Origin of the sequence: Lysinibacillus antri, from assembly GCF_003977595.1 — a bacterium.
Lineage (GTDB): Bacteria > Bacillota > Bacilli > Bacillales_A > Planococcaceae > Ureibacillus > Ureibacillus antri.
Window position 1 is genome coordinate 114,148 of record NZ_RYYR01000004.1, and the last position, 22,790, is coordinate 136,937.

At 36.9% G+C, this 22,790-nt stretch carries 22 protein-coding genes and 1 riboswitch; of the genes, 20 read left to right on the plus strand and 2 right to left on the minus strand.

Annotated elements, in window-relative coordinates:
• The first annotated feature begins 271 nt into the window (after nt 1-271).
• The 7 genes from EK386_RS04320 (at nt 272) to EK386_RS04350 (ending at nt 7,610) form a co-directional block, all read left to right on the plus strand.
• A complete protein-coding gene (locus EK386_RS04320) occupies nt 272-1,354 on the plus strand; it encodes a sugar ABC transporter substrate-binding protein (RefSeq protein WP_126657797.1) in 1,083 nt (360 codons plus the stop codon).
• Nucleotides 1,355-1,417: 63 nt separating this feature from the next.
• The gene (locus EK386_RS04325) at nt 1,418-2,944 is read left to right on the plus strand and encodes a sugar ABC transporter ATP-binding protein (RefSeq protein WP_342774244.1); all 1,527 of its coding nucleotides are present in this window, start codon (nt 1,418-1,420) and stop codon (nt 2,942-2,944) included.
• Nucleotides 2,913-3,899: an ABC transporter permease gene (locus EK386_RS04330; RefSeq protein WP_126657798.1), complete on the plus strand. Its 987-nt coding sequence runs from the start codon at nt 2,913-2,915 to the stop codon at nt 3,897-3,899. The genes EK386_RS04325 and EK386_RS04330 overlap by 32 nt, the downstream gene beginning before the upstream one ends.
• A gap of 6 nt (nt 3,900-3,905) precedes the next feature.
• Entirely contained in the window at nt 3,906-5,132 is a 1,227-nt protein-coding gene (gene mtnK / locus EK386_RS04335) for an S-methyl-5-thioribose kinase (RefSeq protein WP_126657799.1), read from the plus strand.
• The gene (gene mtnA, locus EK386_RS04340) at nt 5,113-6,150 is read left to right on the plus strand and encodes an S-methyl-5-thioribose-1-phosphate isomerase (protein ID WP_126657800.1); all 1,038 of its coding nucleotides are present in this window, start codon (nt 5,113-5,115) and stop codon (nt 6,148-6,150) included. Before mtnK ends, mtnA begins: the two co-directional genes overlap by 20 nt.
• A 19-nt stretch (nt 6,151-6,169) precedes the next feature.
• Nucleotides 6,170-6,946, plus strand: coding sequence for a DeoR/GlpR family DNA-binding transcription regulator (locus EK386_RS04345; protein ID WP_246027577.1), 777 nt, complete (start codon nt 6,170-6,172; stop codon nt 6,944-6,946).
• 13 nt (nt 6,947-6,959) lie between these two features.
• Nucleotides 6,960-7,610 (plus strand): L-fuculose-phosphate aldolase, encoded by a 651-nt coding sequence (locus EK386_RS04350; RefSeq protein ID WP_126657802.1) that lies wholly within the window; start codon nt 6,960-6,962, stop codon nt 7,608-7,610.
• A 201-nt stretch (nt 7,611-7,811) separates the two neighbouring features.
• Here EK386_RS04350 and EK386_RS04355 read toward each other — a convergent pair whose 3' ends face one another.
• Together EK386_RS04355 and EK386_RS04360 are read right to left on the minus strand one after the other, a co-directional pair.
• Nucleotides 7,812-8,693: a DMT family transporter gene (locus EK386_RS04355; RefSeq protein WP_126657803.1), complete on the minus strand. Its 882-nt coding sequence runs from the start codon at nt 8,691-8,693 to the stop codon at nt 7,812-7,814.
• A gap of 91 nt (nt 8,694-8,784) precedes the next feature.
• Nucleotides 8,785-9,186, minus strand: a complete 402-nt coding sequence (locus tag EK386_RS04360; RefSeq protein WP_126657804.1) for a glucosamine 6-phosphate synthetase — start codon at nt 9,184-9,186, stop codon at nt 8,785-8,787.
• Nucleotides 9,187-9,446: 260 nt separating this feature from the next.
• Here EK386_RS04360 and EK386_RS04365 point away from each other — a divergent pair, with 260 nt between their 5' ends.
• The 13 genes from EK386_RS04365 to EK386_RS04425 all read left to right on the plus strand — a co-directional run bounded on the left by EK386_RS04365 (nt 9,447) and on the right by EK386_RS04425 (nt 22,771).
• A complete protein-coding gene (locus tag EK386_RS04365; RefSeq protein ID WP_126657805.1) occupies nt 9,447-11,516 on the plus strand; it encodes a DNA topoisomerase in 2,070 nt (689 codons plus the stop codon).
• An 87-nt stretch (nt 11,517-11,603) separates the two neighbouring features.
• Nucleotides 11,604-11,785, plus strand: a riboswitch (cobalamin riboswitch).
• A 155-nt stretch (nt 11,786-11,940) separates the two neighbouring features.
• A complete protein-coding gene (gene cobJ, locus EK386_RS04370; RefSeq protein WP_126657806.1) occupies nt 11,941-13,602 on the plus strand; it encodes a precorrin-3B C(17)-methyltransferase in 1,662 nt (553 codons plus the stop codon).
• A gap of 10 nt (nt 13,603-13,612) precedes the next feature.
• A complete protein-coding gene (gene cobK / locus EK386_RS04375; protein WP_126657807.1) occupies nt 13,613-14,389 on the plus strand; it encodes a precorrin-6A reductase in 777 nt (258 codons plus the stop codon).
• On the plus strand, nt 14,370-15,044 hold the full coding sequence (locus EK386_RS04380; RefSeq protein WP_126657808.1) for a precorrin-8X methylmutase: 675 nt from the start codon (nt 14,370-14,372) through the stop codon (nt 15,042-15,044). Before cobK ends, EK386_RS04380 begins: the two co-directional genes overlap by 20 nt.
• Entirely contained in the window at nt 15,019-16,152 is a 1,134-nt protein-coding gene (locus EK386_RS04385; RefSeq protein ID WP_126657809.1) for a cobalt-precorrin-5B (C(1))-methyltransferase, read from the plus strand. Before EK386_RS04380 ends, EK386_RS04385 begins: the two co-directional genes overlap by 26 nt.
• Complete coding sequence (gene cbiE, locus EK386_RS04390) at nt 16,130-17,326, plus strand: precorrin-6y C5,15-methyltransferase (decarboxylating) subunit CbiE (RefSeq protein ID WP_126657883.1); 1,197 nt, start codon at nt 16,130-16,132, stop codon at nt 17,324-17,326. The genes EK386_RS04385 and cbiE overlap by 23 nt, the downstream gene beginning before the upstream one ends.
• Nucleotides 17,323-18,027 carry a precorrin-2 C(20)-methyltransferase gene (cobI, locus tag EK386_RS04395; RefSeq protein WP_126657810.1) on the plus strand — a complete coding sequence of 235 codons (705 nt, stop codon included), beginning with the start codon at nt 17,323-17,325 and terminating at the stop codon, nt 18,025-18,027. The genes cbiE and cobI overlap by 4 nt, the downstream gene beginning before the upstream one ends.
• Nucleotides 18,027-18,809, plus strand: coding sequence for a precorrin-4 C(11)-methyltransferase (gene cobM, locus EK386_RS04400; RefSeq protein WP_126657811.1), 783 nt, complete (start codon nt 18,027-18,029; stop codon nt 18,807-18,809). The genes cobI and cobM overlap by 1 nt, the downstream gene beginning before the upstream one ends.
• Complete coding sequence (locus tag EK386_RS04405; protein ID WP_126657812.1) at nt 18,802-19,953, plus strand: cobalt-precorrin 5A hydrolase; 1,152 nt, start codon at nt 18,802-18,804, stop codon at nt 19,951-19,953. The genes cobM and EK386_RS04405 overlap by 8 nt, the downstream gene beginning before the upstream one ends.
• An 18-nt stretch (nt 19,954-19,971) precedes the next feature.
• Nucleotides 19,972-20,595 (plus strand): precorrin-2 dehydrogenase/sirohydrochlorin ferrochelatase family protein, encoded by a 624-nt coding sequence (locus EK386_RS04410; RefSeq protein ID WP_126657813.1) that lies wholly within the window; start codon nt 19,972-19,974, stop codon nt 20,593-20,595.
• Between the two features lie 2 nt (nt 20,596-20,597).
• Nucleotides 20,598-21,359, plus strand: a complete 762-nt coding sequence (gene cobA, locus EK386_RS04415; protein ID WP_126657814.1) for a uroporphyrinogen-III C-methyltransferase — start codon at nt 20,598-20,600, stop codon at nt 21,357-21,359.
• Entirely contained in the window at nt 21,353-21,907 is a 555-nt protein-coding gene (locus EK386_RS04420) for a nitroreductase family protein (protein ID WP_126657884.1), read from the plus strand. Before cobA ends, EK386_RS04420 begins: the two co-directional genes overlap by 7 nt.
• Nucleotides 21,908-21,922: 15 nt before the next feature.
• Complete coding sequence (locus EK386_RS04425) at nt 21,923-22,771, plus strand: class I SAM-dependent methyltransferase (protein WP_126657815.1); 849 nt, start codon at nt 21,923-21,925, stop codon at nt 22,769-22,771.
• Nucleotides 22,772-22,790: the final 19 nt, after the last annotated feature.

Genomic DNA, 22,790 nt, shown 5'->3' on the forward strand with positions numbered 1-22,790 from the left:
AATAAGTCACTTAGAAACCTAAGAAACCTTGTCAATTCGTATCTATTCGTGATTTTATGTATAAGTTGGTGAAAAATAAAAACATTTATTTTTAAATGGAATGTTCATATTAACATATAATTCTATAAATAATGAAAAAAAATAACTCATCTTTGAAAAAAAATAACAAAGTATATTGACAGACTTCGATTTTTTAAATATTCTAAAAATACAATGAAAGCGCTTTATTACAGAGGACTTTCTTTGAACGCTAAAAAAAGGGGTGTATTAGATGCGGAGGCTAGGTTTAGTCTTGTTGCTATTCGTTCTTGTTTTAGGGGCATGTAATGGAGAAGAAAGTAAAAGCCAAGGTACAACTGAATTATTAGAAGGGGTACCTGAAAGTGTTCAAGATGATGTGAAGATTGCTGTATTAAGGAATCTAGCATCAGACGACCATACAAAACAGTTTTTAGATGGGGCACGTAAAGAAGGAGAGTCTTTAGGTTTTACAGTCGATACTCAAATTGTGGAGAATAATGATGCAAGATTTCAAGAACTCGTTTCTCAAATTATTCAACAAGACTACGATGGAATCATTATCTCACACGGTAAAGAAGATTATTCTTATGACATGATTAAACCCGCTGTAGATAAAGGAATGAAAGTAGTTCTTTTTGATACAGTAGCAGAAAAAAATGGAGAAAAACTTGAGGGTGTAACAGCTACATTCCAAGATGATTATGAGTTAGCACAGTTGTCATTACAAGAAATTGCGGATTTAAAGGATGAACCTGTAAATGTTATTAAATTATGGTTTGGTGGTCTATCGCCTTTAGACCGTCGTGAAGAAATATATAAACAATTCGAAGCAGATGGTGAAATAAACACGTTAGAGACAATCGGGCCAACTAATTTCCAAGATGTACAAGGTGACATTGCATCTAAAGTAAATGCAATTTTAGCCAAGTATCCTGAAGGTACAGTAGACGCAATTTGGGGATCATGGGATGAAATGGCAAAGGGTGGATATAAAGCATTAGTGGATAATAAACGTACAGATATAAAATTAATTTCAATTGATGTATCCAATCAAGATATTAACTTAATGAAAGAAGAAAATAGCCAATGGATCTCGACTGCAGCAGTAGACCCAGCACTTATTGGTCAAATGAATATGCGTTTGATGGCGAAGAAAATTGCTGGGGAAGAAACACCAGAAGAGTATAATCTTGAAGCTAAACTTATAAAACAAAGTGATTTAAAGGAAGATACTACAATGTTTAATTTAAAAGATATTATAGATGGCTGGGGTGTATCAAATGATTTTGATGAAGAATGGATGCAGAAATTAAGAGATAAGTACGCTGACTAACTTGGGTGAGACGTCTTATGTTTGGGTAAGACGTCTTATTTCTTTACAGTGGGAGGGAAATTCTTGGATATTCCAAAAAAGAAGATTGAAATGCAAAATATTACGATTGAATTTCCAGGCGTGAAAGCATTAAATGACGTAGATTTTGAGTTGCAATTAGGAAAAATTCAAGCCCTGATTGGAGCAAATGGAGCAGGTAAATCAACTTTAATGAAGATTCTATCAGGTGCCTATTCACATTATAGCGGATCCATTTTTATTAACGGTGAACCCGTTAAAATCACGGATACAAAAACAGCAAAAAAATTAGGTATAGACATTGTGTATCAAGAAGTGGATACAGTGTTAGTTCCTTATTTATCGGTTGCTGAAAACATTATGTTGGATCATCTGATTTTTGATAAAAAACTGCATTTTATTAATTGGAAAACAATTCGTCAAGAGGCCAAGGCAGTACTAGAACGCCTCGGAGTACAAATAGATGTTGATAAAAAAGTGTCAGATATTTCACTAGCAGATAAGCAAATGGTTCTCATAGCAAGAGCAATTGTCCATGAAAGAAATTATCTTATTTTAGATGAACCAACTGCACCTTTAAGTTTAACTGAAACGGAAAAGTTATTCGATATAGTAAGAGATTTAGCTAAAAATCACAATAAGGGTATTGTATTTATTTCACATCGACTTCCTGAGCTCTATCAAATTTGTGAAAAAATAACAATTATGAAAGATGGCAAAGTGGTAAAAGAAAGTGATATTAACGAAATTGAACAACAACAAGTAATCGAATTTATGTTAGGAAAATCCTATGATACTGCTCATCAAAAAAAGAATACTTCCGTAGGGGAAATTATTTTTGAAGCAAAAAATTTAGTGGATTCATCTGGACTTGTAAATGACGTTTCATTTTTTGTAAGAAAAGGTGAAATTATTGGTTTAGCTGGTTTAGTTGGAGCTGGAAAAACAGAATTAAGCAAAGCTATTTTTGGAGTTAGCCCATTACTGAACGGTGAAATAATTTTAGAAAATCGTTCTATTAAAAATAAAACACCCCATCATGCCGTTCGAAATGGAATGGGTTTAATTCCTGAGGAACGGAGAAAAGAAGGTATTTTTGTAGAAGAGCCTATCTATAAAAATTTAACGATAGCGAATATTAGTCCCTTTGTTAATGTTTTAAGATTTATTAAAAGGAAAAAAGAGAAAGTAGCATCTCGAGAGATGATTAAGCAAATAGGAGCGAAAACACCAAATGAGCTTCAAAAAGTTGCTAATTTATCTGGCGGAAATCAACAAAAAATTGCTATTGGAAAATGGTTAATGACAGATGCAAAAGTCTTAATTTTTGATGAACCTACAAAAGGGGTAGATGTTGGAGCGAAGGGTGAAATATTTCACCTAATAGAAGACTTAGCGGCAAACGGTAAAGGTATTATTTATGCAACGAATGAAATAAATGAAATTTTATTAATTACTGATCGAATCTATGTCATGTATGATGGGGAAATTGTGAAAGAGTTGGAAACCAAACAGACATCAGAAGAAGAAATAATGTTTTATGCTACGGGGGGTGTTGAAAGTGCAAAATAATAAAGCAATAAATTTTACGAAAGATTGGGCAATTGTTATAGCTGTTATTTTATTAATATTGATTTTTACTATTGCTATTCCTAACTTTATGCAGACTAGTAATATTTTAAATATATTACGAAGTATCTCCATTGTCACAATTATTGCCGTGGGTTTGACAGTTTCATTATCTGCTAATGGATTTGATTTATCTATTGGGTCTACTGCAACACTAGCAAATTCTGTAGTAGTTTCGATGTTTGTTTGGTATAGCATGCCGACAGGAGTTTCAATTTTAGCGGCATTAGTAGCAGTTGTATGTGTTGCTTTATTTAATGCCTTTTTAATAGTAAAAGTTAAAATACCTGATTTGTTTGCTACACTGGCAACAATGTTTATTATCGAAGGACTGGCGATGACCTATACAGGCGGAGGTTCAATCTCAGTTGGTATGCCCAGATTAGATGGTACGCCAACTGAAGGGACAATTTCTGCCTTTTTCCTAACTTTAAGCAAAACTCCATGGATAATATTAATTATGCTTGTAATTGTTTTACTTGTTCATTTATTCCTTACCTATACAAAGCATGGTCGCTTTATCTATGCGGTAGGTGGAAATGAGGAAGCAGCAAAACTTTCTGGAATTCCAGTCAATCGTTATAAAACAATAGCATATATTTTTTCTGCTGTTTTAGCGGGTATTGGTGGTTTACTATTAGCTTCACAAATTGGATCTGCTCAAATTAATGCTGGGGCTGGTTATTTAATGCCTGCTGTAGCGGCTGCATTTATTGGTCAATCTTTTGCAGGACATGGGAAACCTAATGCTATTGGTACACTATTCGGAGCCACATTAGTCGGGGTGTTAGAGAATGGTTTGGTTATGCTTTCTGTTCCATATTATTCTTTAAACATTATTAAAGGATTAGTTTTAGCTTTAGCACTAGCTTCCACATATTATAGTCGAAAAAAATAGGAGGTTATTTCGATGTTTACGGAATATTTCTTAATGGGTATTGAACATGTGAAAAAATATGTAAGTACGAAACTAAAAGGATTTGAAAAGATAGAAGATTTATCTTGTGTTGAAATTGGAGATGGAAATCTTAATTACGTATTTCGAGTAGTAAATAACGCAACAAATGAATCGGTTATTGTCAAACAAGCAGGACCTCAAGCAAGAATATCTGAAAGTATTGTACTTTCAACAGATCGGAATCGTATAGAAACAGAAGTTTTAATGCTTGAAGCTGAGAAAACACCTGATTTAGTACCGATAATTTATTTATATGATACTGTGATGAACTGTTGTGTTATGGAAGACTTAAAAGATTTTAAAATTATGAGAAAAGAATTAATAAACGGCAAGAAGTTCTCCTTTTTTTCTGATAAAATATCTACCTTTATGGCAGAGAATTTAATACGAACAACAGACTTTATGTTAGATCCAAAAGAAAAGAAAAAGATGCAAAAACAATTTATTAATCCCGAACTGTGCGAAATATCAGAGGAACTAGTTTTTACGGAGCCATTTATCGATTTCAAAAGTCAAAATATTCTAACTAATGGAAACGAAACTTGGATAGAAAAAGAATTTTATCAAGATGAAAAATTGCATATACAAGTTGCAAAACTGAAACAGCAATTTTTAACTCACGGGCAAGCTTTACTTCATGGGGATTTGCATACAGGTTCAATTTTTATCAATGATCAAAATATTAAAGTGATAGACCCAGAGTTTGCATTTTATGGTCCCATAGGATATGACGCTGGAAATATAATTGCGAATTTAACTTTTGCATGGGCAAGACATGTTGTACAAAAAGAGGATTCTTTTATTTTATGGGTAGAAGAAACGCTAAAACATACAATTCAAAACTTTAGAGAAAAGTCTTTAAAAATTTTAGCTGAATCAAAAGAACCTTTTGCAAAATATGAATCTGTTTTATGTAATTATTTAGATGAGATTATCAGAGATTCTATTGCATTTTCAGGATTAGAGTTAAGTAGAAGAATTATTGGACTTGCGAAAGTAGCGGATATTACTACCATTGAAGATAATGATCAACGAATATTAGCAGAACGATTATGTTTAACTATTGCGAAAAATTGTATCATGGATGAGGATATAATGGATATTGATAGTTACTTATTCCTTATTCAAAGATTGAAGAAGGAGTTGTTGGTAAATGGAATTAGTTACAATTGAATGGAAGAATAATAGATTAGTTCTGTTGGATCAAACTAAATTACCAAACCAAATCAGTTATGTTACTATGCATACAGTGCAAGATGTCTGGATTGCGATAAATACTATGATTGTAAGAGGTGCACCAGCTATTGGTGTGACAGCGGCATATGGAGCCTATGTAGGAATTCAAAATGTTGAGGATAATGTAGATAAATTAAAGGAAAAGTTACAAGAGATTACACAGTACTTGGCTACTTCTAGACCAACAGCAGTAAATCTTTTCTGGGCTCTTAATCGCATGAAAGATAAAGGGTTATCAATAAAAACCTCCGATGTATTAACTTTCAAGAACCTCCTACTAGAAGAGGCAAAAGCTATACATCAAGAGGATATCGCGATAAATAGGTCCATTGGGGAGTATTTACTGACACTATTAAATGATGGTCAAGGTGTATTAACACATTGCAATGCGGGAGCTCTTGCAACTACCAAATATGGAACAGCAACAGCTCCATTTTATCTAGCAAAGGAAAAGGGTATTAATTTAAAGGTATTTGCAGATGAAACAAGACCAAGATTTCAAGGTGCAATGTTAACCGCCTTTGAATTATATCATGCTGGTATAGATGTAACATTAATAACTGATAATATGGCGGCTACAATTATGTCACAAGGAAAGGTGCAGGCGGTAATCGTGGGATGTGATCGCGTTGCAGCAAATGGCGATGTAGCAAATAAAATTGGTACATTAGGAGTGGCTATTTTAGCAAAACATTATAATATTCCTTTTTACGTAGCAACCCCTACTCCAACCATTGACTTAGATTGCCCAAGTGGTGCCGAGATTCCAATTGAAGAAAGGCATTCTAGTGAGGTACTTAAACCTACTGGACAATTTGTTGCACCTCAAGATGTAAAAATCTATAATCCAGCTTTTGATGTAACACCAGCTCATCTTGTTTCTGCCATTATTACCGAAAAGGGAATTATTGAGCATCCGTGCGAAGAGAAAATTCGTGCAATTTTTCATAAATAATTAATTAAGGTGGGATATAGTGACACCTATAGAAAGAAAGAAAAAAATTATAGAATTACTTGAATCGAAAAACTACGTAGAAATCTCGAATCTAAGTACACTTTTAAAAGTTTCCGAAATGACTGTTCGAAGAGACCTTGAAAAGATGGAGGCAGAAGGATTACTAGTACGGGTTTTAGGTGGCGCTAAAGCCATCCAAAAAAATATAATAGAAGATACTTTATTAGAACGAGCTTCAGAAAATCTACAAGCCAAACGTTTGATAGCTAAGGAAGCTGTTAAATTTATTGAAGATGGAGATGTCATAGCTTTTGATGCTAGTACATCTGCCTTTGAATTAAGCAAGCTAGTAAAAGGTTTTAAAAATTTAACGGTCGTTACCAATAATCTGAGCATAGTCCTTGAGCTTATTGATAGTGATGTTACAGTTATTTTACTAGGGGGATATGTTCGTGCCAATTCATTATCAACAATGGGTACTTCGTTATCCATGTATATGAATTCAATTAATATTAATAAACTGTTCATTTCTGCTCGTGGTTTAACTTTATCAGAAGGTTTAACAGATTCTACAATCGATGAAGGCGAAGCAAAACAAGCCATGATTAATAAATCCAATAAAATTATTGCGTTAGTTGATCAAAGCAAAATAGGACTTGTGAAGTTTTTCCAAATTTGCCCAGCATCAGAAATTTCGATAGTCGTAACAGATGAATATAAGCCCCTTTCTAAAAATCAACTATCAATGATAAACGATCTACGAAATGTAAATATTGAAGTGTTAATAGCTAAGTAAAGGAGGGGAATTTATGAGACTAAAAACAGAACGTGAAAAAGTAAGGAAATATTGTACGAAAATGCTCTCTAGTGGTTTAACAAAAGGTACAGGTGGTAACATTAGTATCTTTAATAGAGAAGAGGGTTTAATTGCCATAAGTCCCAGTGGTATCCCTTATGAAGAGATAAATATAGAAGACGTAGTAGTTGTTAATTTAGATGGAAAAATCATTGAGGGAAATTATAAGCCCTCTTCTGAAATACTTATGCATCTAGCTGTATACAAAAATCGTCAGGAACTAAGTGCTGTTGTTCATACGCATTCGATATTTGCCAAAACATTATCAGCTCTAAGAAAAGATCTTCCAGCAGTTTCTTACCTAGTAGCTGTTGCAGGCAAAAATGTAAAGTGCGCAGAATATGCAAGTTTTGGTACAAAAGAACTTGCTGAAAATGCCATTAAAGCCTTGGAAGGGAATAAGGCAGTACTTTTAGCTAATCATGGGTTATTAGCTGCTGGAGTGAATGTCGAAGATGCGTTTAATATTGCAGAAGAAATTGAACTTTGTAGTGAAGTATATGTCCGCGCTCTTTCCATTGGAACACCCGTAATCCTGGAAGAGGAAGAAATGGAATCAATGTTAGAGCGCTTCAAAACATATGGAACCCCAATAGAAAAATAAAAATTATTATAATAGCTGAATATTATGCTATCCCTCAATTAAAAGCGTGAAAGAAATGTAATATTTTTTTCATGCTTTTCTACTTTTCTTATTGGAGAAATGTAACATGGAAGCTTATTGGAATTTGATATTCACGTCGTACCCACTTAAGATGGTTGATCTCTAGTACTTGTAGTGGGTACAATTAGCGAATGCTCATTTTTAGTAAGTTGTTTCTTTTTCTTCTTTAATCGGTTTGAAAACTGTGAGTAAAATCCCACCAAAAACAAATAAAATTCCAACAGTCTGTAATAAAGTTGGTCGGAAATCTAAAATAATCGTATCTAACAAAATCGCAACAACTGGATCAACAAACGTCAGTACAGACACGACAATGGTCGGTAAGTTTCGGATACTATCAAAGAATAAATAATACACAAATCCCGTATGTATAAGCCCAGTACCAATAATAAATAGCCAGTTCATGCCTGTTAAGCCGACAAATACATCAAAATTACTAAATGGTAAAAGCATGACAACCCCAACAATGGTTTGTATAAAGGTTGTTGCATAGGGTGATAGGCTTTGCAAAGTTTTACTCGTAAACATCGTAAGGGCATAGCAAATGGCTGATAATAATGCCCAAACAAAGCCAGAGTTCATAAATTGTTCAATGGATTGAAAGTTTCCGATGCCCACAATAAATATACTGCCAACAAAACAGGTAGCGATGGCCATGATACCTTGGATGGTCAATCGTTCTCGTAAAAATAGAGTGCCTAAAAGGAGTACAAAAATTGGCGCCAAATTATAAATGGAAATTGTAATCGAAATCGCCATTTCCTCAAACGCTTTAAATAAAAATACCCAGTTCAACACAAGAAATACACCGCAAAGTATGGTTTGATAGATTTCTTTTTTATTCCATTGTTCCGTTTTATGTCCGCCAGTGAGGTACCACATTAGGCTTAAAAAGATTGTGGCGAAAATACAGCGAACGAACACAAGTTCAAGCGCGGGGATGCCGGTATTCACGGTGAAAAAACCAATGGAGCCAAAAATGGCCATGGAGATGGTTAATTTAATCATAGCTGATATATTCATATAATTTCCTACCTTTAGTATAATCTATTTTAATATACCAAATAAAAAAATAAAAAGTAGTCTCAAAATAGATTTTGAGACTACGAAACAGTTATTTTGAAACAACCATATTTAAAAAATCTTCACGTTGCTCTGCAGATTGCTGCTCACCATTTAACAGTAACGCACCGAGTTTATATCCCTTTTGATCATCCTCAACGACGAATTGTAAATTAACACTGTTTGCATCGCCATTGACAGGACATTCTCCTTTAAATTCAACGACATTATGATCTTTTTGTGTTTTAAAGAACACCCATTTTCCTTCAGCACAATAATTTCCAAATGCATTTTCCAAATTTATATTTGGCGATGTCTCGATAGACGATTGCTTAATATAGGATATGTACTCATTGTCCGTAATTTCTTTTTGTGGACCATAAAAATACCAAAAAATTGCAAGAATAATAATTGGTACAATCCATAAAATTGTTCTTTTTGAAACATTTTGCATTACATTTCCCCCTTACCCCTTGCACTAAAGCGAACTTAGTGCGATTAACGAATCTTTCAAAGCAAATGATTCGACTAGTTTTTAACTAAAATTATTATATCAAGCTATGTACTATTTTTCTATAAAATGTTGCGATTTACTGCTTTGAAGCGCGAAATTTTGCGTTGGTTTATTCTAGAAACTATACTGTTAGTAAATTAATTTTCAAATCGATTACTTCTCACCTATACTAAAACTAAGGAAAAGGAGGGGCTGCTCGAATGAAAAGGGCATTACTCATCGCAGAGAAGCCATCTCTCATGCGTGATATTCAAAAAGTGTATAAAACAATGAATCTACCCTATCAAATCGATTTTGCTTCGTTCGTAGGTCATGTGGTGGAATTAAAAGAGCCTCATGAATATAAAGCAGAATGGAAAAAATGGGACCTTAATTTACTACCAATGATGCCAGAACGCTATGAATTCCGTGTGAAAAAGACGGCTTATAAAGTGTATAAGGAGCTTGAACAAACGTTAAAAGCCAATCGCTATGATTTTATTATTAATGCTTGTGATGCCGGAATGGAAGGGGAAAACATTTTCTATTCCTTTTATAAACGTGTTGGATGCAATTTACCTGTCAAACGGTTTTGGACGTCACAAACAACAGACCCTGCAATTCGTCACGCGCTAACAAATTTAATCGATGAACAGGATCTACTCATTCGCAATTTACGCAATGCGGCAATGTATCGCGCGGTATTTGATTGGTTGATTGGATTAAATTTAACGCGAGCGGCAACGGTAAAAGGTGGACGAATTATTAAAATTGGACGGGTCATGACACCAACTTTAGCTATTGTTGTTAAGCGAGAACTTGAAATACAACATTTTAAACCAGAGCCGTATTTTCAAATTGAAGTAGACTTTGGTACATTTAAAGCACTTTGGTTTAATCCAAAAACGAACGAAAACAAAGTAGCCCAATTAAAAGAAGCCGAACAAATTCAAGCGAGCATAGGGAATATGGCAACGATTAAGGATATTAAAACCGAAAGAAAGACAATCTTTGCGCCGTCACTTCATTCATTACTAGAACTTCAAAAGGAAGCGAATAAATTTTTCGGATTAACCTCTTCCGAAACGTTGAAAATTGCTCAAAACTTATATGAAAAAAAACTCATCACCTATCCTCGTACCGAATCTAAGCATTTGCCAACGAATTTTGCGAATCAAATTGAAGGAAATATCCAAACACTAAGTAGCTTACAAGAGTACAAGGATGTTGTTTCATCTATTTTAGCGAATAAAAAACAGTTAGAATCGGTCAAGCGATCCAAAAAATATGTAGATGATAAAAAGCTAACGGATCACCATGCAATTACAGTTACGGATGTGCCGATAGGGAAGAAAAAATTAACGACCAACGAGCTAAAAATCTATCATTTAATTGCGAGACGATTATTAGCCATCTTTATGCCACCTTACGTGATTGATAAAACGGCAGTCGTACTAGAATCGAATCAGCAATATTTAAAAGCAAATGGCAACATGGTCATTGATAAAGGTTATACCGTTCTTTATGAATCCTTTAAAAAGAAACAAGAGCATCCATTACCATCACTCCAAGTAAATCAACAATTGCCCATTGTCCAATCCAAAATTTTATCGAAAATGACCGAGCCACCTGTTCGTTATACAGATAGTACGTTACTAGACGCCATGTTTCATGCAGGGCGGTTTGTAGAAGACAAGGAATTACAAAAAATTTTAAAGGATGCGGAAGGGATTGGGACATCTGCAACGCGCGCGGAAATTATCGAGAAACTCATTTCCATTGGCATGATCGCGCGTGAAGGGAAGTCCTTTGTGGCAACTCAATTTGGAATCGATGTCATTAACAGTGTGGGCCAGCATGATATTGTTTCCCCAGTTCTGACAGCGGTTTGGAGTAAAAAGTTAAAAGATATCGTGGATGGTAGTTTAAGTTCTGGTCAATTTTATCAGGAAATGCAGCAATATGTGAAAGAAACAACGGCTCGATTCATCCAAATCGAAATGGATGTTGCCGAAAAACAACAAGTGGTCGTTGGAAAATGTATGAAATGCGGACAACCCGTAATAGAAGGATTTAAAGGATATGCCTGTTCTAATAAAGCGTGCAAATTTTTCATTAGTAAAACGATTATGAAGGGGAAAATTACAGCGATTGATGCGAAAAAGTTGTTAACGGGAAAAGAAACAAGGGAAATTCGTTTTACTTGGAAAAGTGGTAAAAAAGGAAAAGCAAAGTTAAAGTTAGTCGGTGAAAAAGTGGAGTTTGTCTTTTCTAACCCGGAGAAAGCATAATATTTTTCACTCAATTTAGGCACTAAATCGTAGTTTAATATAAAATAGTTGAAATCTTTTAATTGTATGGTATTGTAAAAACATAAATTAATATTGTATTAAATAAGTGCTCAAAATTTTGAGATAATAGGGAAATTAGTGAAATTCTAATGCAGCCCCCGCTACTGTAATAACGGATGAAATCACAAAACGTCACTGTCGAAAGATGGGAAGATGTGAGAGTAAAGTGAAGTTTAAGCCAGGAGACCTGCTTATTTAAGCATACTAACTTTTCGGTGGGAGAAGTGTAGGTGAAATTGAGATATTCAATATGGTAAATCGTGCGTTATTTTTTTGAAAATACGATTTTTTATATTAATTTCAAATACCTGTTCTCCTTTTCTACTAGGGAGGACAGGTATTTTTTTGTTGGAGGGGAAAATTTTTGCAAAAAGGGAAAATTTTTGTTGTTGGATTTGGTCCAGGAGATCGAGAGCATATAACAAAACGTGCGGTAGATGCTTTACAACAAAGTAACCACATTATGGGCTACAAAACCTACGTTGATTTAATTCGACATTTCGTAACAGCGCAAACCATTGTAAGTACAGGTATGACTGAAGAAGTATCACGAGCACAGGAAGCTGTTAAGCAAGCAGAAGCAGGAAATATTGTTGCTGTCATATCAAGTGGAGACGCCGGTGTGTATGGCATGGCAGGGCTTGTCTATGAGGTGTTAATCGAAAAAGGATGGACTGAAGCAACAGGGATTGAAGTAGAAGTGGTACCTGGAATTTCGGCTATCAACTCATGTGCAAGTTTACTCGGTGCACCAGTGATGCATGATTCCTGTACGATTAGTTTAAGTGACCACTTAACTCCGTGGACAGTCATTGAAAAACGTATTGAAGCAGCTGCTATGGCAGATTTTGTGATTGCATTTTACAATCCAAAATCAGGACGTAGAACACGTCAAATTGTAGAAGCACAAAGAATTTTACTGAAATATCGTTCGCCTGAAACCCCGGTAGGATTAGTAAAAAGTGCTTACCGTGATAGTCAGAATATTGTGTTAACAAATTTAGCAGAAATGTTAGAACATGATATCGGGATGTTAACAACGGTGATAGTTGGGAACTCGTCGACATTCTTTTATGACAATAAAATCATTACACCCCGTGGCTATCAAAGGAAATATACCCTGGGAGATGACAAGCAAATTTGGAAACCGCACCAACGTTTGAAAAAAGAAGCAGAACCATGGGCGCTTGATCAAGAAACAGGGGAAGCGAAGTCTGGTTTTGAAAAAATTGAGGCGATTAAAGCAGCGCAAGCAGTACAAAGGCAAGTCGAAGAAAATGTTGAAAAAAAAACTTCTCTTGAAATGGCGAGATTGGCACTAGCTTGTATTACAAAAGAACCGGTGAAAGGGGATTTTTTAGTACAGCAAGCAATCGAATCTATTTTTGAGTTCGCTGTTTCACCTGGGGTTGCGAATAAATTCATTACACCAAAGCAAATGCAAATTTTAGCAGAAGTGGTTGGAGAAAATGGAACGCTAGAATATACACCAGATCATCGTTTTCACGTGAAAATACCAACTGAACATCCAGAAGCAATTGTTGAGCAATTGCGTGAATCAGGGTTATACGTATTACCAATGGGTGATGTATTTAATTTAAAAGCATGTGATTTTTGTTATGGAGAGAAAGCAGAATCGATTCCGTATGCTGAGGAAATTATGGATGCACTTGGTGGGATGAAATTACCGAAAGAACTTCATGTAGGCTTTAATGGTTGTGGGATGGCATGTTATCGAGCTGTGTTTGACGACATAGGTATCGTTTATCGTAAAAAGAAATTTGATTTATTTATTGGAGCAAAACCAGTTGGACGAACTGCCCATGCAGCACAACCAGTGGCAGAAGGGCTAGAACCAGATGCATTGATTCCATTACTAACACAAATCATTGAGGAATATAAAGAACATGCACACCCGAATGAACGCTTGTTTAAATATTTCAAACGTGTGAAAAAAATTGCCCATTTCACCTATCAAGATATGAGCTGCAAAATAAAAGTTGAAGAAGCACCATGTGGCGATTAGGAGGGGTGACATGATTTTATTTTTAGCAGGGACAAGTGATGCACGTGAATTAGCAGTCGCCTTACAACGTCAAGGACATCCGTTAATTGCAACAGTTGTTACAGAGTCTGCAGCAAGTAGTTTAGAAAAAGAAGGAATTGCTCATCATGTTGGTCGCTTGTCATTAGAAGATATGAAGAACATGATTCAACAAAAAAATATATCGCTTGTAATTGATGCAAGTCATCCATATGCAGAAGAGGCATCAAAAACCGCGATGATGGCAGCTGAGCAATGTCAGATACTGTACATTCGTTATGAACGCCCCCAACAACAGTACAGACATCCACTTGTGACGAAAGTTGAAACTTATGAAGAGGCGGCACTACTTGCACGAGAACATAGAGGAACCGTTATGTTAACGACCGGTAGTAAGACACTTGCAACATTTACGAAGCACTTATTCATTGATTCCATTCGATTAGTATGCCGCATGTTGCCGAATAAAGAAAACATGGAGAAGTGCGATTCTTTAGGGATCAAGCAACGAGACATTATTGCAATGCAAGGACCATTTTCAAAAGAGTTAAATATGGCACTGTATCGTCAATATAAAACCACCCTTGTTATTACAAAGGAAAGCGGTAAGGTGGGGTCTGTAGATGAGAAAATGGAAGCGGCATTGGAATTAAATATTCCTGTTCTTCTAATTAAAAGACCAAAAATTATATACGTAAATCAATGTTCTACATTTGATGAAGTATTTCAAAAACTAGGAGGAATTTTACATGGCCAATATGAACTTTAATACGGATTTCGTTCCTTTAACGGTAGACCCAGATAAAATTTATGATTACAGTTTTTCAATTATTAAAGAAGAAATGGGCGAGCACCCCTTTACAGATGAACAATGGTTAGTAGTACGCCGTGTTATCCACGCATCTGCAGACTTTGAGTTAGGACGCAGTATGATTTTTACGGATGATGCAATAGAAGCAGGAATTCAATCCATTTTAGCAGGTCGTCATGTAGTAGCAGATGTACAAATGATTGAAAGCGGATCTGGCCGTAAACGATTCCAAAAACACGGTGGAGATTTACATTGTTACATCGCAGACGAAGATGTTGCAAAAGAAGCGAAGGCACTTGGCACTACACGGGCAATTATCTCCATGCAAAAAGCGACGAAGTTACAAGAAGGCGGTATTTATGCTATTGGTAACGCACCGACTGCCCTTTTAGAATTAATTCGTTTAATTAAAGAAGGGTTAGCAAAACCAGATTTAATTATTGGAATGCCAGTGGGCTTTGTATCAGCCGCAGAATCAAAAGCTGAGTTAGCTTTATTAAAAGGCATTCCATTCATTACAAATGTAGGACGTAAAGGTGGCAGTACAGTGACTGTAGCAGCATTGAATGCCATCTCACTTATGGCGGATGAGCGAGCAAAACAAACGAAATAAAAAAGATCCATCACAAATGCGTCATGGGTACACAACCGGTGCGTGTGCTACAGCGATGACAAAGGCAGCTCTACAAGGAATTGTCACTGGCAATGTTCCTGATGAAGTGACGATTTATTTGCCAGTGGGACAATTTGCAACATTTAAAGTGGAGGCTAGTGAAATCCAAGGCAATGCCATCATGTGTGAAACAATTAAAGATGCTGGTGACGACCCAGATGCAACACACCAAGCGCGTATTCAAAGTACGGTACGTTTAATAGACGAACCAGGTATCCATCTTGACGGAGGTGTAGGTGTAGGGCGTGTCACAAAAGCGGGCTTACCTGTACCAGTTGGCTATGCGGCAATAAATCCCGTTCCGCAAAAAATGATTACAGGTGTCGTACAAGAAGCGATTGATACATATGCCATAGAAAATGGTGTGGAAGTAATCATCTCGGTACCAGATGGGGAGGAAATCGCCAAAAAAACGTTGAATGCTCGCTTAGGTATAGTAGGTGGTATATCCATTTTAGGTACACGTGGTACAGTCGTTCCATTTTCGAGCTCAGCCTATATGGCGAGTATTGTACAAGCGTTAAATGTTGCAAAGGAGGCTGGCTGTGACCATATTGTCATTACTACAGGCGGGCGTAGTGAGAAATTTGCAATGAAACAATACCCTGACCTACCAGAAGAATCGTTTATTGAAATGGGCGATTTCGTAGGATTTACATTAAAAAATATTGCGCGGAAAAAATTTGCTAAAGTGTCCCTTGTTGGCATGATGGGTAAGTTTTCGAAGGTCGCCCAGGGTGTGATGATGGTCCATTCCAAAAGTGCGCCAATTAGTTTTGAGTTTTTAGCAGGCATTGCAGAAAAAGTGGGTGTTAAAGAAGCACAATTAGGTGAGATCTTGACTGCAAATACAGCTTCCCAAGTCGGGGATATTTTAAAAGGGAATGAGGCCTTTTTTGAAGCACTTTGTAAAAATTGTTGTTATTTTGCATTAGCGCATATGGATACGACAATTAATGTTTCCACTAGTTTATATGCCATGAACGGAGATTGTTTAGGAAAGGCTGAGAATATTGACAAATTGGATGAAGATGATTGGTATAGGTGATAACGGCGTAAAAGGATTATTGCCTCGATATATCGACTGGATTAATAACTGTGATGTTTTAGTTGGGGGAGAACGTCATTTAGCCTTCTTCCCACAGTTTACAAAAGAAAAGAAGGTCATTAAAGGTGGTTTATCTAAGCTTGTTGCTGACCTACAACAAGAAACACGTAATGTGGTTATTTTAGTATCGGGAGATCCATTGTTTTTTGGATTAGGTGGCGTATTTGCTAAAAAACTATCACTAGAAATATACCCGTATACAAGTTCCGTCCAGTTAGCCTATTCAAAAATGCAGGAAAGCTGGCAAGATGCGTATATTGTAAGTCTTCATGGACGTTCAATAAAAGGATTTGCCCAAAAAATTGACGGTCGAAAAAAAGTGGCAATTTTAACAGATGAAAAAAATACTCCCCAAGCGATAGCAAACTATTTAAAGCATTACGGTATGAATGAATACGATGCTTTCGTTGCTGAAAATTTGGAAGGAGAAAATGAACGCTGTCGTTTTATGACACTGGATGAGATGGCACATACAACGTTTTCATCGCTCAATGTCGTGTTACTAAAACAGCGTCATGCAGTAAAGAGAAGTGCACTTGGCATTGCTGATGAAGAGTTTCATCAACGTAAGCCGGAAAAAGGGTTAATTACGAAAAAGGAAATACGGGTTCTTTGTTTACAAGAGCTACAGCTTCAAGAAGATAGTATTGTGTGGGATATTGGCACGTGTACAGGATCAGTTGCGATTGAAGCGGCTAAAATTGCCCGTGAAGGTGCCGTTTATGCAATTGAAAAAAATGAGGACGATTTAGCGAATTGCGTTCTCAACCAAGCAAAGCATCGTGTGGATTTAACAGCAGTTCTTGGCAAAGCGCCAGACCGTTTAGATGAATTCCCAGATCCAACGGCCATTTTTATTGGGGGTAATGGCGGGAATATGGAACGTTTGTTAGAAACATGTATTACACGTTTAGTACCAGGTGGTCGTCTTGTGATGAACATCGCAACCATTGAAAATTTAGCAGAAGCCGTGAAGCATTTGAAAACGTTAGGGTGTGACGTAACGATTTTACAAGCTCAAATTTCAAAAAGTAAGCCTATTTTGAATTTAACGCGCTTTGAACCATTAAATCCAATTTTCATAGTGACTGCACAGAAAGGAAATGACAAATGACATTAGGTACATTGTATGGATTAGGCGTTGGTCCTGGAGATCCAGAATTAATAACAGTAAAAGCTTTCCGAAAATTACAGGAGTGTCCTGTAATCGCCTATCCGAAAAAATTAAAGGGTAGTAAATCTTATGCACATCGTATTGTAGAAACGTACATTAACCCAGCCGAAAAGAATATGCTTGGTCTAGTATTTCCAATGACAAAAGATGAAGAAACATTGAGCATTGAGTGGGCAAAATCGGTTGAGGCGATCTATACATACTTAGAGCAGGGCCAAGACGTTGCATTTGTTACGGAAGGGGACCCAATGTTATTTAGTACATTTATTCACTTAATGAAACTGATGAAGGAAACCTATCCTGAAGTACAAATGGAAACAGTAGCAGGAATTTCATCATTTAACGGATCGGCAAATCGTCTAGGTATTCCACTAGCAGATGGTAATGATTATGTTGCGATGATTCCAGCAACAGAGGACATGGATGAAATGCGTCGCGTATTGGAAACGCATGATGCAGTCGTCTTTATTAAAGTAGCGAAAGTTTTAGAGGATATGATCGACTTACTAGAAGATATGAATCTACTTTACGGTACACACGTGGTGACAAAAGTGACGTCCGATGAAGAAGTAATATGGACGATTGATGAGCTACGAGGTGCAGAACTAAACTATTTATCTTGTATGGTGGTGCGTAAATAATGAAAAAAATATGGATAATTGGTGCAGGACCGGGTGACCCAGATTTAATTACGGTAAAAGGTTTAAAACTCCTACAATCAGCCGATGTCGTCATGTATACCGACTCATTAGTAAGTGACAAATTAGTTGCTGAGGCACATCCTGAGGCAGAAGTTATTCGGACTGCGGGCATGCATTTAACAGAAATGGTCGATTGTATCGTGGAGCGAGTGAATGCAGGCAAAACCGTTGTTCGATTACATACAGGAGATCCAGCGATGTATGGTGCAACGATGGAGCAAATGGCACTTTTAAAGCAACATGATATTGGTTATGAAGTAGTACCCGGTGTAAGTTCAGTATTTGCATCAGCAGCTGCAGTTGGTGCCGAACTAACAATACCTGATTTAACACAAACATTAATTTTAACACGAGCAGAAGGACGAACGCCTGTACCTGAGCGCGAAAAATTACAAGCCCTTGCAAGACATCATTGTACAATTGCCATGTTTTTAAGTGCAACATTAACGAAAAAAATTATGAAGGAATTACAAGCTGCAGGCTGGGCAGATGATACACCGGTTGCAGTTGTACAACGTGCTTCTTGGCCAGACCAAAAAATTGTCCGTACAACACTTTCACAACTAGATGAAGCGATGCGGACAAATGGTATTCGAAAGCATGCGATGATTTTAGCAGGCTGGGCACTTGATCCAAACATCCATGAAAAAGATTATCGTTCAAAACTATATGATAAAACATTTACACATGGTTTCCGTAAAGGTGTGAAGGAAGATGATTAGTTTACAGAAAGGACTGATTCCTAAAATTGATCAACAAAAGCCATACGCACTTGTGGCGATTACAAAACATGGTGTCGAACATGCACGTAACTATATCGAAAAATTCCCTTATGCCGACCTTTATTATATGAAGAAATTCGAACACGGCGACGAAGCTACTCGACATATCCAATTGTTTGATGGAACGGTTCGTTTGTTGTTACCGGCCCTTTTTCAGCAGTATAAAGCCATTATTTGTATTATTTCCCTGGGTGCCGTTGTACGGATGATTGCGCCACTTCTTGTAGATAAGAAGAAAGATCCTGCTGTATTAGTCGTCGATGATAAAGGGGAGTATGTCATAAGTGTACTATCCGGTCATATTGGTGGTGCCAATGCATTGACCCAAGAGTTTGCTGAAACGATTGGTGCACAACCTGTTGTTACGACAGCTTCAGATGTTCAAAAAACGATTCCTGTTGATTTATTTGGTGCGAAGTTCGGTTGGGTATGGGATTCAGAAGAGAAGCTTACTCCAGTCAGTGCTTCAGTCGTAAACGAAGAACATGTAGCGATTGTACAGGAAACAGGCGAAAAAAACTGGTGGATGCATCATACACCTATGCCGGAAAATTTGAAACTGTATTCTTCAACTGAAGAAGCGTTAACGGCAAAGCCTCATGCAACGTTACTTATAACAGACCGTTTAATCGAGCCTTACGAGGAGGAGCTTCTAAACAATGGTGTTATTTTTCGACCAAAGTCCCTCGTATTAGGGATGGGCTGTAATCGTGGAACGTCCGCAGAGGAAATTGAAGAACTTATTGATGAAACGCTGCTTGAGCTAAAACTTAGTAAAAAAAGTGTAAAAGCAATTGCGACAATTGACCTGAAAAAAGATGAAGAAGGTTTTTTACAAGTCGCTGCTAAAAATAATTGGCAATTTGTTACGTATACAGCAGAGCAGTTAAATGAAATCCCAATAAAAAATCCATCTGAAACGGTATTTAACTATACAGGTGCTTACGGTGTATGTGAACCAGCAGCACTGCGCTATGCCAATTCGAGCGAGTGGTTGCTAGAGAAAAAGAAAGGCACGAATGCAACGATTTCAATTGCACGTATTCCCTTCGATGAAGAAGTTTCACCAAAATTGGCTACATAAATGTTTGGAGGAAGATCGATGAATTATTTCCCTTTACTATTAAATATTGACTATAAGACGGTTGTAGTAGTTGGCGGAGGACCTGTAGCGCGACAAAAAGTAGAAGCATTACTACCAACGAAAGCAAATATTGTGGTTGTCAGTCCTATGATTACAGAAGAACTAGCAGAGTATGTTGAACAACAACTTGTGAAATGGAAGAAAAAAGGGTTCGAACCACACGATTTAGACGATGCGGCTTTAGTGTTTGCAGTGACAAATAGTAAAGAAGTAAACGATATGGTTGAAGAAGCAACTCAACATTGGCAACTGTTAAGTCGTGCAGATGCAAAAGGGCGTGTCGACTTTATTAATCCAGCAGTCGTTCGTCGTGGTGATTTTATACTGACCGTGTCGACATCAGGAGCGAGCCCTCGTTTCACACGTCAAGTAAAATCCGAGTTAGCGCAACAGTACGGTGACTATTACGAGCAATATGTAGCATTTTTAGGACAAGCACGTCAACAAATTTTAGCCAAGTTTGACGGCGAACAAAAGAAACAATTATTAATCGATTTACTTGAACCACAGTTATTGGAGTGGGTAAAGGAAGGTCGCTTAGACGATTGTGAGAAGTGGCTTCAACAAAGATTAGGAGAATAACGATGAGCACACAAGTATTTATTGTCGGAGCAGGTCCTGGAGATCCAAAACTATTAACATTACGTGGCCTTGAATGTATTCAACAGGCCGACGTTATTTTATATGATCGTTTAGTGAATCCTGCATTGCTAAACTATGCAAAAGAAACAGCACAATTCATTTATTGTGGGAAAGAGCCAGGAAATCATGGCTTAATTCAAGAAGAGATTCACCGTGTTTTAGTTGAAAAGGCGCAAGCGGGGTTTACGGTTCTACGTCTTAAAGGTGGAGACCCATTTGTATTTGGTCGGGGTGCGGAAGAGGCTGCAGTATTACGTGAAGCAAATATTGACTATGAAATAGTACCAGGAATTACAGCAGGTATTGCGGCACCAGCCTATGCAGGAATTCCTGTAACACATAGAGATTATGCCGCAAGCTTTGCAATCGTGACTGGTCATGGACGAGCTGAAAAAGGGCAGGACTTCATCAATTGGCAAGCGATTAGTCATATTGATACAGTAGCTTTTTATATGAGCGTAGGCAATATCGAACATATTACGGCTCGTTTAATTGAGCATGGAAAGCACAAGGAAACCCCTGTAGCAGTAATAGAATGGGGAACGACGGATAAGCAACGGACGATGATTGGCACGCTACAAACAATTTCCAAACAAATTGAGCAAGAAGCCATTCAAAATCCAGCCATGATTTTAGTCGGAGAAGTTGTAAACGTACGGGAGGATATTGCTTGGTTTACGGAAAGGGTGTACGAAAGATGTTAGAGGCATTAAAAAAACGAAGGGCAATTCGCCAATTTGTAGATCGTGAAGTAGAACGTGAAAAAATTGAGCTATTGTTAGAGGCTGCAACCTATGCACCAAATGATCGTATGCGAGAGCCGTGGCATTTTTATGTGATGCAAGGTGATAGTTTAAAAGGGTATGAGAAAGTAGCACTGGAGTTTTTAGAAAAACGTTTTCCTACAAAGCCTCATTTAGTAGAAAGTTCAATGAAGGCTATTACAAATACACCTTTAATTATAGCGGTAACTTCAGCTATGGTAGAAGGGGATGAAGGGGCTACAAAAGACAATTTATTTGCGGTAAGTAGCGCGATTATGTCGATCTGGTTAATGGCGGAACAATTAGGTTTAGGAATGGTTTGGCGAACACGCGGTGTTGGGTTGGTACATGATACGGCCCTTCATACATATATCGGTGCAAGTCATCAGGAACAATTAGTTGGTACGTTATGTATTGGTTATCCTGCTGAAGAAATCACAACACCAAAAAAGCGGACACCATTTTCTGAAAAAACAACATGGCTATAAAGGGAGGTTCGATAAATGAAACGATCACCTTTACACATTGATTTTGAACAGTTATGGAAAGAAGGCATGCATGACTGGCATGGCAATATGCCTGAACGAATGACAAATGATGAGTTAGAAGAAGCATTTTGGACCCAATCTATGCAAAAAAAATCGTATCGTCAAACAGATGCCCACGCAAAGCCGATCTATGCCAAGATTCGCCAACATATTCCTGACAATGTAACCTGTTTAGAAATCGGGCCAGGGTGGGGTAATTATACATTTCCTCTAAGAGAGGATGTAAAAAAATTAACATTAGTAGACGGTTCGGAAAGTGTTCTTCGCTATTTACAACAGTACTTTATGGAGGATCAAGCAGTACGTTTTGTCCATGCAAAATGGGAAGAAGCCCAATTAGAACCCCATGATATCGTTGTAGGTGTGAATTGTTATTATCGTATTTACGAAATGAATGCAGCATTATTAAAAATGAACAAATTAGCAAAAAAGCGGGCAATTATTGGATTGACAACAGGTCCGATTCAACCACATTACGTAATACTTGATCAACAATTTGGCTACGAGATTAAATATCCACGCCGTGATTATATTGAAATAGTAAATATGTTATATCAACTTGGGATTTATGCGGATTGTGAAATGCTTCCATTAGAACGTACGTATCGATATAACAGCTATGAAGCGTTATATGAAGCCCAAAGTAAAAAAATTTTAAATGATACATTCCGGCTAGATGACCTAAAAGCTGCACTAACAAATTTTATTACGGAGGAAAATGGGCAAATCGTATACCGCCATAAATTTTATGCAGCAATTATAAGTTGGGAGCCTATAAATATAGAGAATGTCAGTCAATTTTAATTGATGCGAGGAGGATGAA

Bases quoted from the DNA above. Each gene is read 5' to 3' on its own strand.
- EK386_RS04320 (WP_126657797.1), top strand. From the start codon at position 272: ATGCGGAGGCTAGGTTTAGTCTTGTTGCTATTCGTTCTTGTTTTAGGG.
- EK386_RS04365 (WP_126657805.1), top strand. From the start codon at position 9,447: ATGAAAAGGGCATTACTCATCGCAGAGAAGCCATCTCTCATGCGTGAT.
- cobI (WP_126657810.1), top strand. From the start codon at position 17,323: ATGACATTAGGTACATTGTATGGATTAGGCGTTGGTCCTGGAGATCCA.
- EK386_RS04425 (WP_126657815.1), top strand. From the start codon at position 21,923: ATGAAACGATCACCTTTACACATTGATTTTGAACAGTTATGGAAAGAA.
- EK386_RS04360 (WP_126657804.1), bottom strand. From the start codon at position 9,186: ATGCAAAATGTTTCAAAAAGAACAATTTTATGGATTGTACCAATTATT.
- EK386_RS04420 (WP_126657884.1), top strand. From the start codon at position 21,353: ATGTTAGAGGCATTAAAAAAACGAAGGGCAATTCGCCAATTTGTAGAT.
- cobM (WP_126657811.1), top strand. From the start codon at position 18,027: ATGAAAAAAATATGGATAATTGGTGCAGGACCGGGTGACCCAGATTTA.
- cobK (WP_126657807.1), top strand. From the start codon at position 13,613: ATGATTTTATTTTTAGCAGGGACAAGTGATGCACGTGAATTAGCAGTC.
- cbiE (WP_126657883.1), top strand. From the start codon at position 16,130: ATGAAGATGATTGGTATAGGTGATAACGGCGTAAAAGGATTATTGCCT.
- EK386_RS04350 (WP_126657802.1), top strand. From the start codon at position 6,960: ATGAGACTAAAAACAGAACGTGAAAAAGTAAGGAAATATTGTACGAAA.
- EK386_RS04380 (WP_126657808.1), top strand. From the start codon at position 14,370: ATGGCCAATATGAACTTTAATACGGATTTCGTTCCTTTAACGGTAGAC.
- cobA (WP_126657814.1), top strand. From the start codon at position 20,598: ATGAGCACACAAGTATTTATTGTCGGAGCAGGTCCTGGAGATCCAAAA.
- EK386_RS04385 (WP_126657809.1), top strand. From the start codon at position 15,019: ATGAGCGAGCAAAACAAACGAAATAAAAAAGATCCATCACAAATGCGT.
- EK386_RS04330 (WP_126657798.1), top strand. From the start codon at position 2,913: ATGCTACGGGGGGTGTTGAAAGTGCAAAATAATAAAGCAATAAATTTT.
- EK386_RS04405 (WP_126657812.1), top strand. From the start codon at position 18,802: ATGATTAGTTTACAGAAAGGACTGATTCCTAAAATTGATCAACAAAAG.
- mtnA (WP_126657800.1), top strand. From the start codon at position 5,113: ATGGAATTAGTTACAATTGAATGGAAGAATAATAGATTAGTTCTGTTG.
- EK386_RS04410 (WP_126657813.1), top strand. From the start codon at position 19,972: ATGAATTATTTCCCTTTACTATTAAATATTGACTATAAGACGGTTGTA.
- EK386_RS04355 (WP_126657803.1), bottom strand. From the start codon at position 8,693: ATGAATATATCAGCTATGATTAAATTAACCATCTCCATGGCCATTTTT.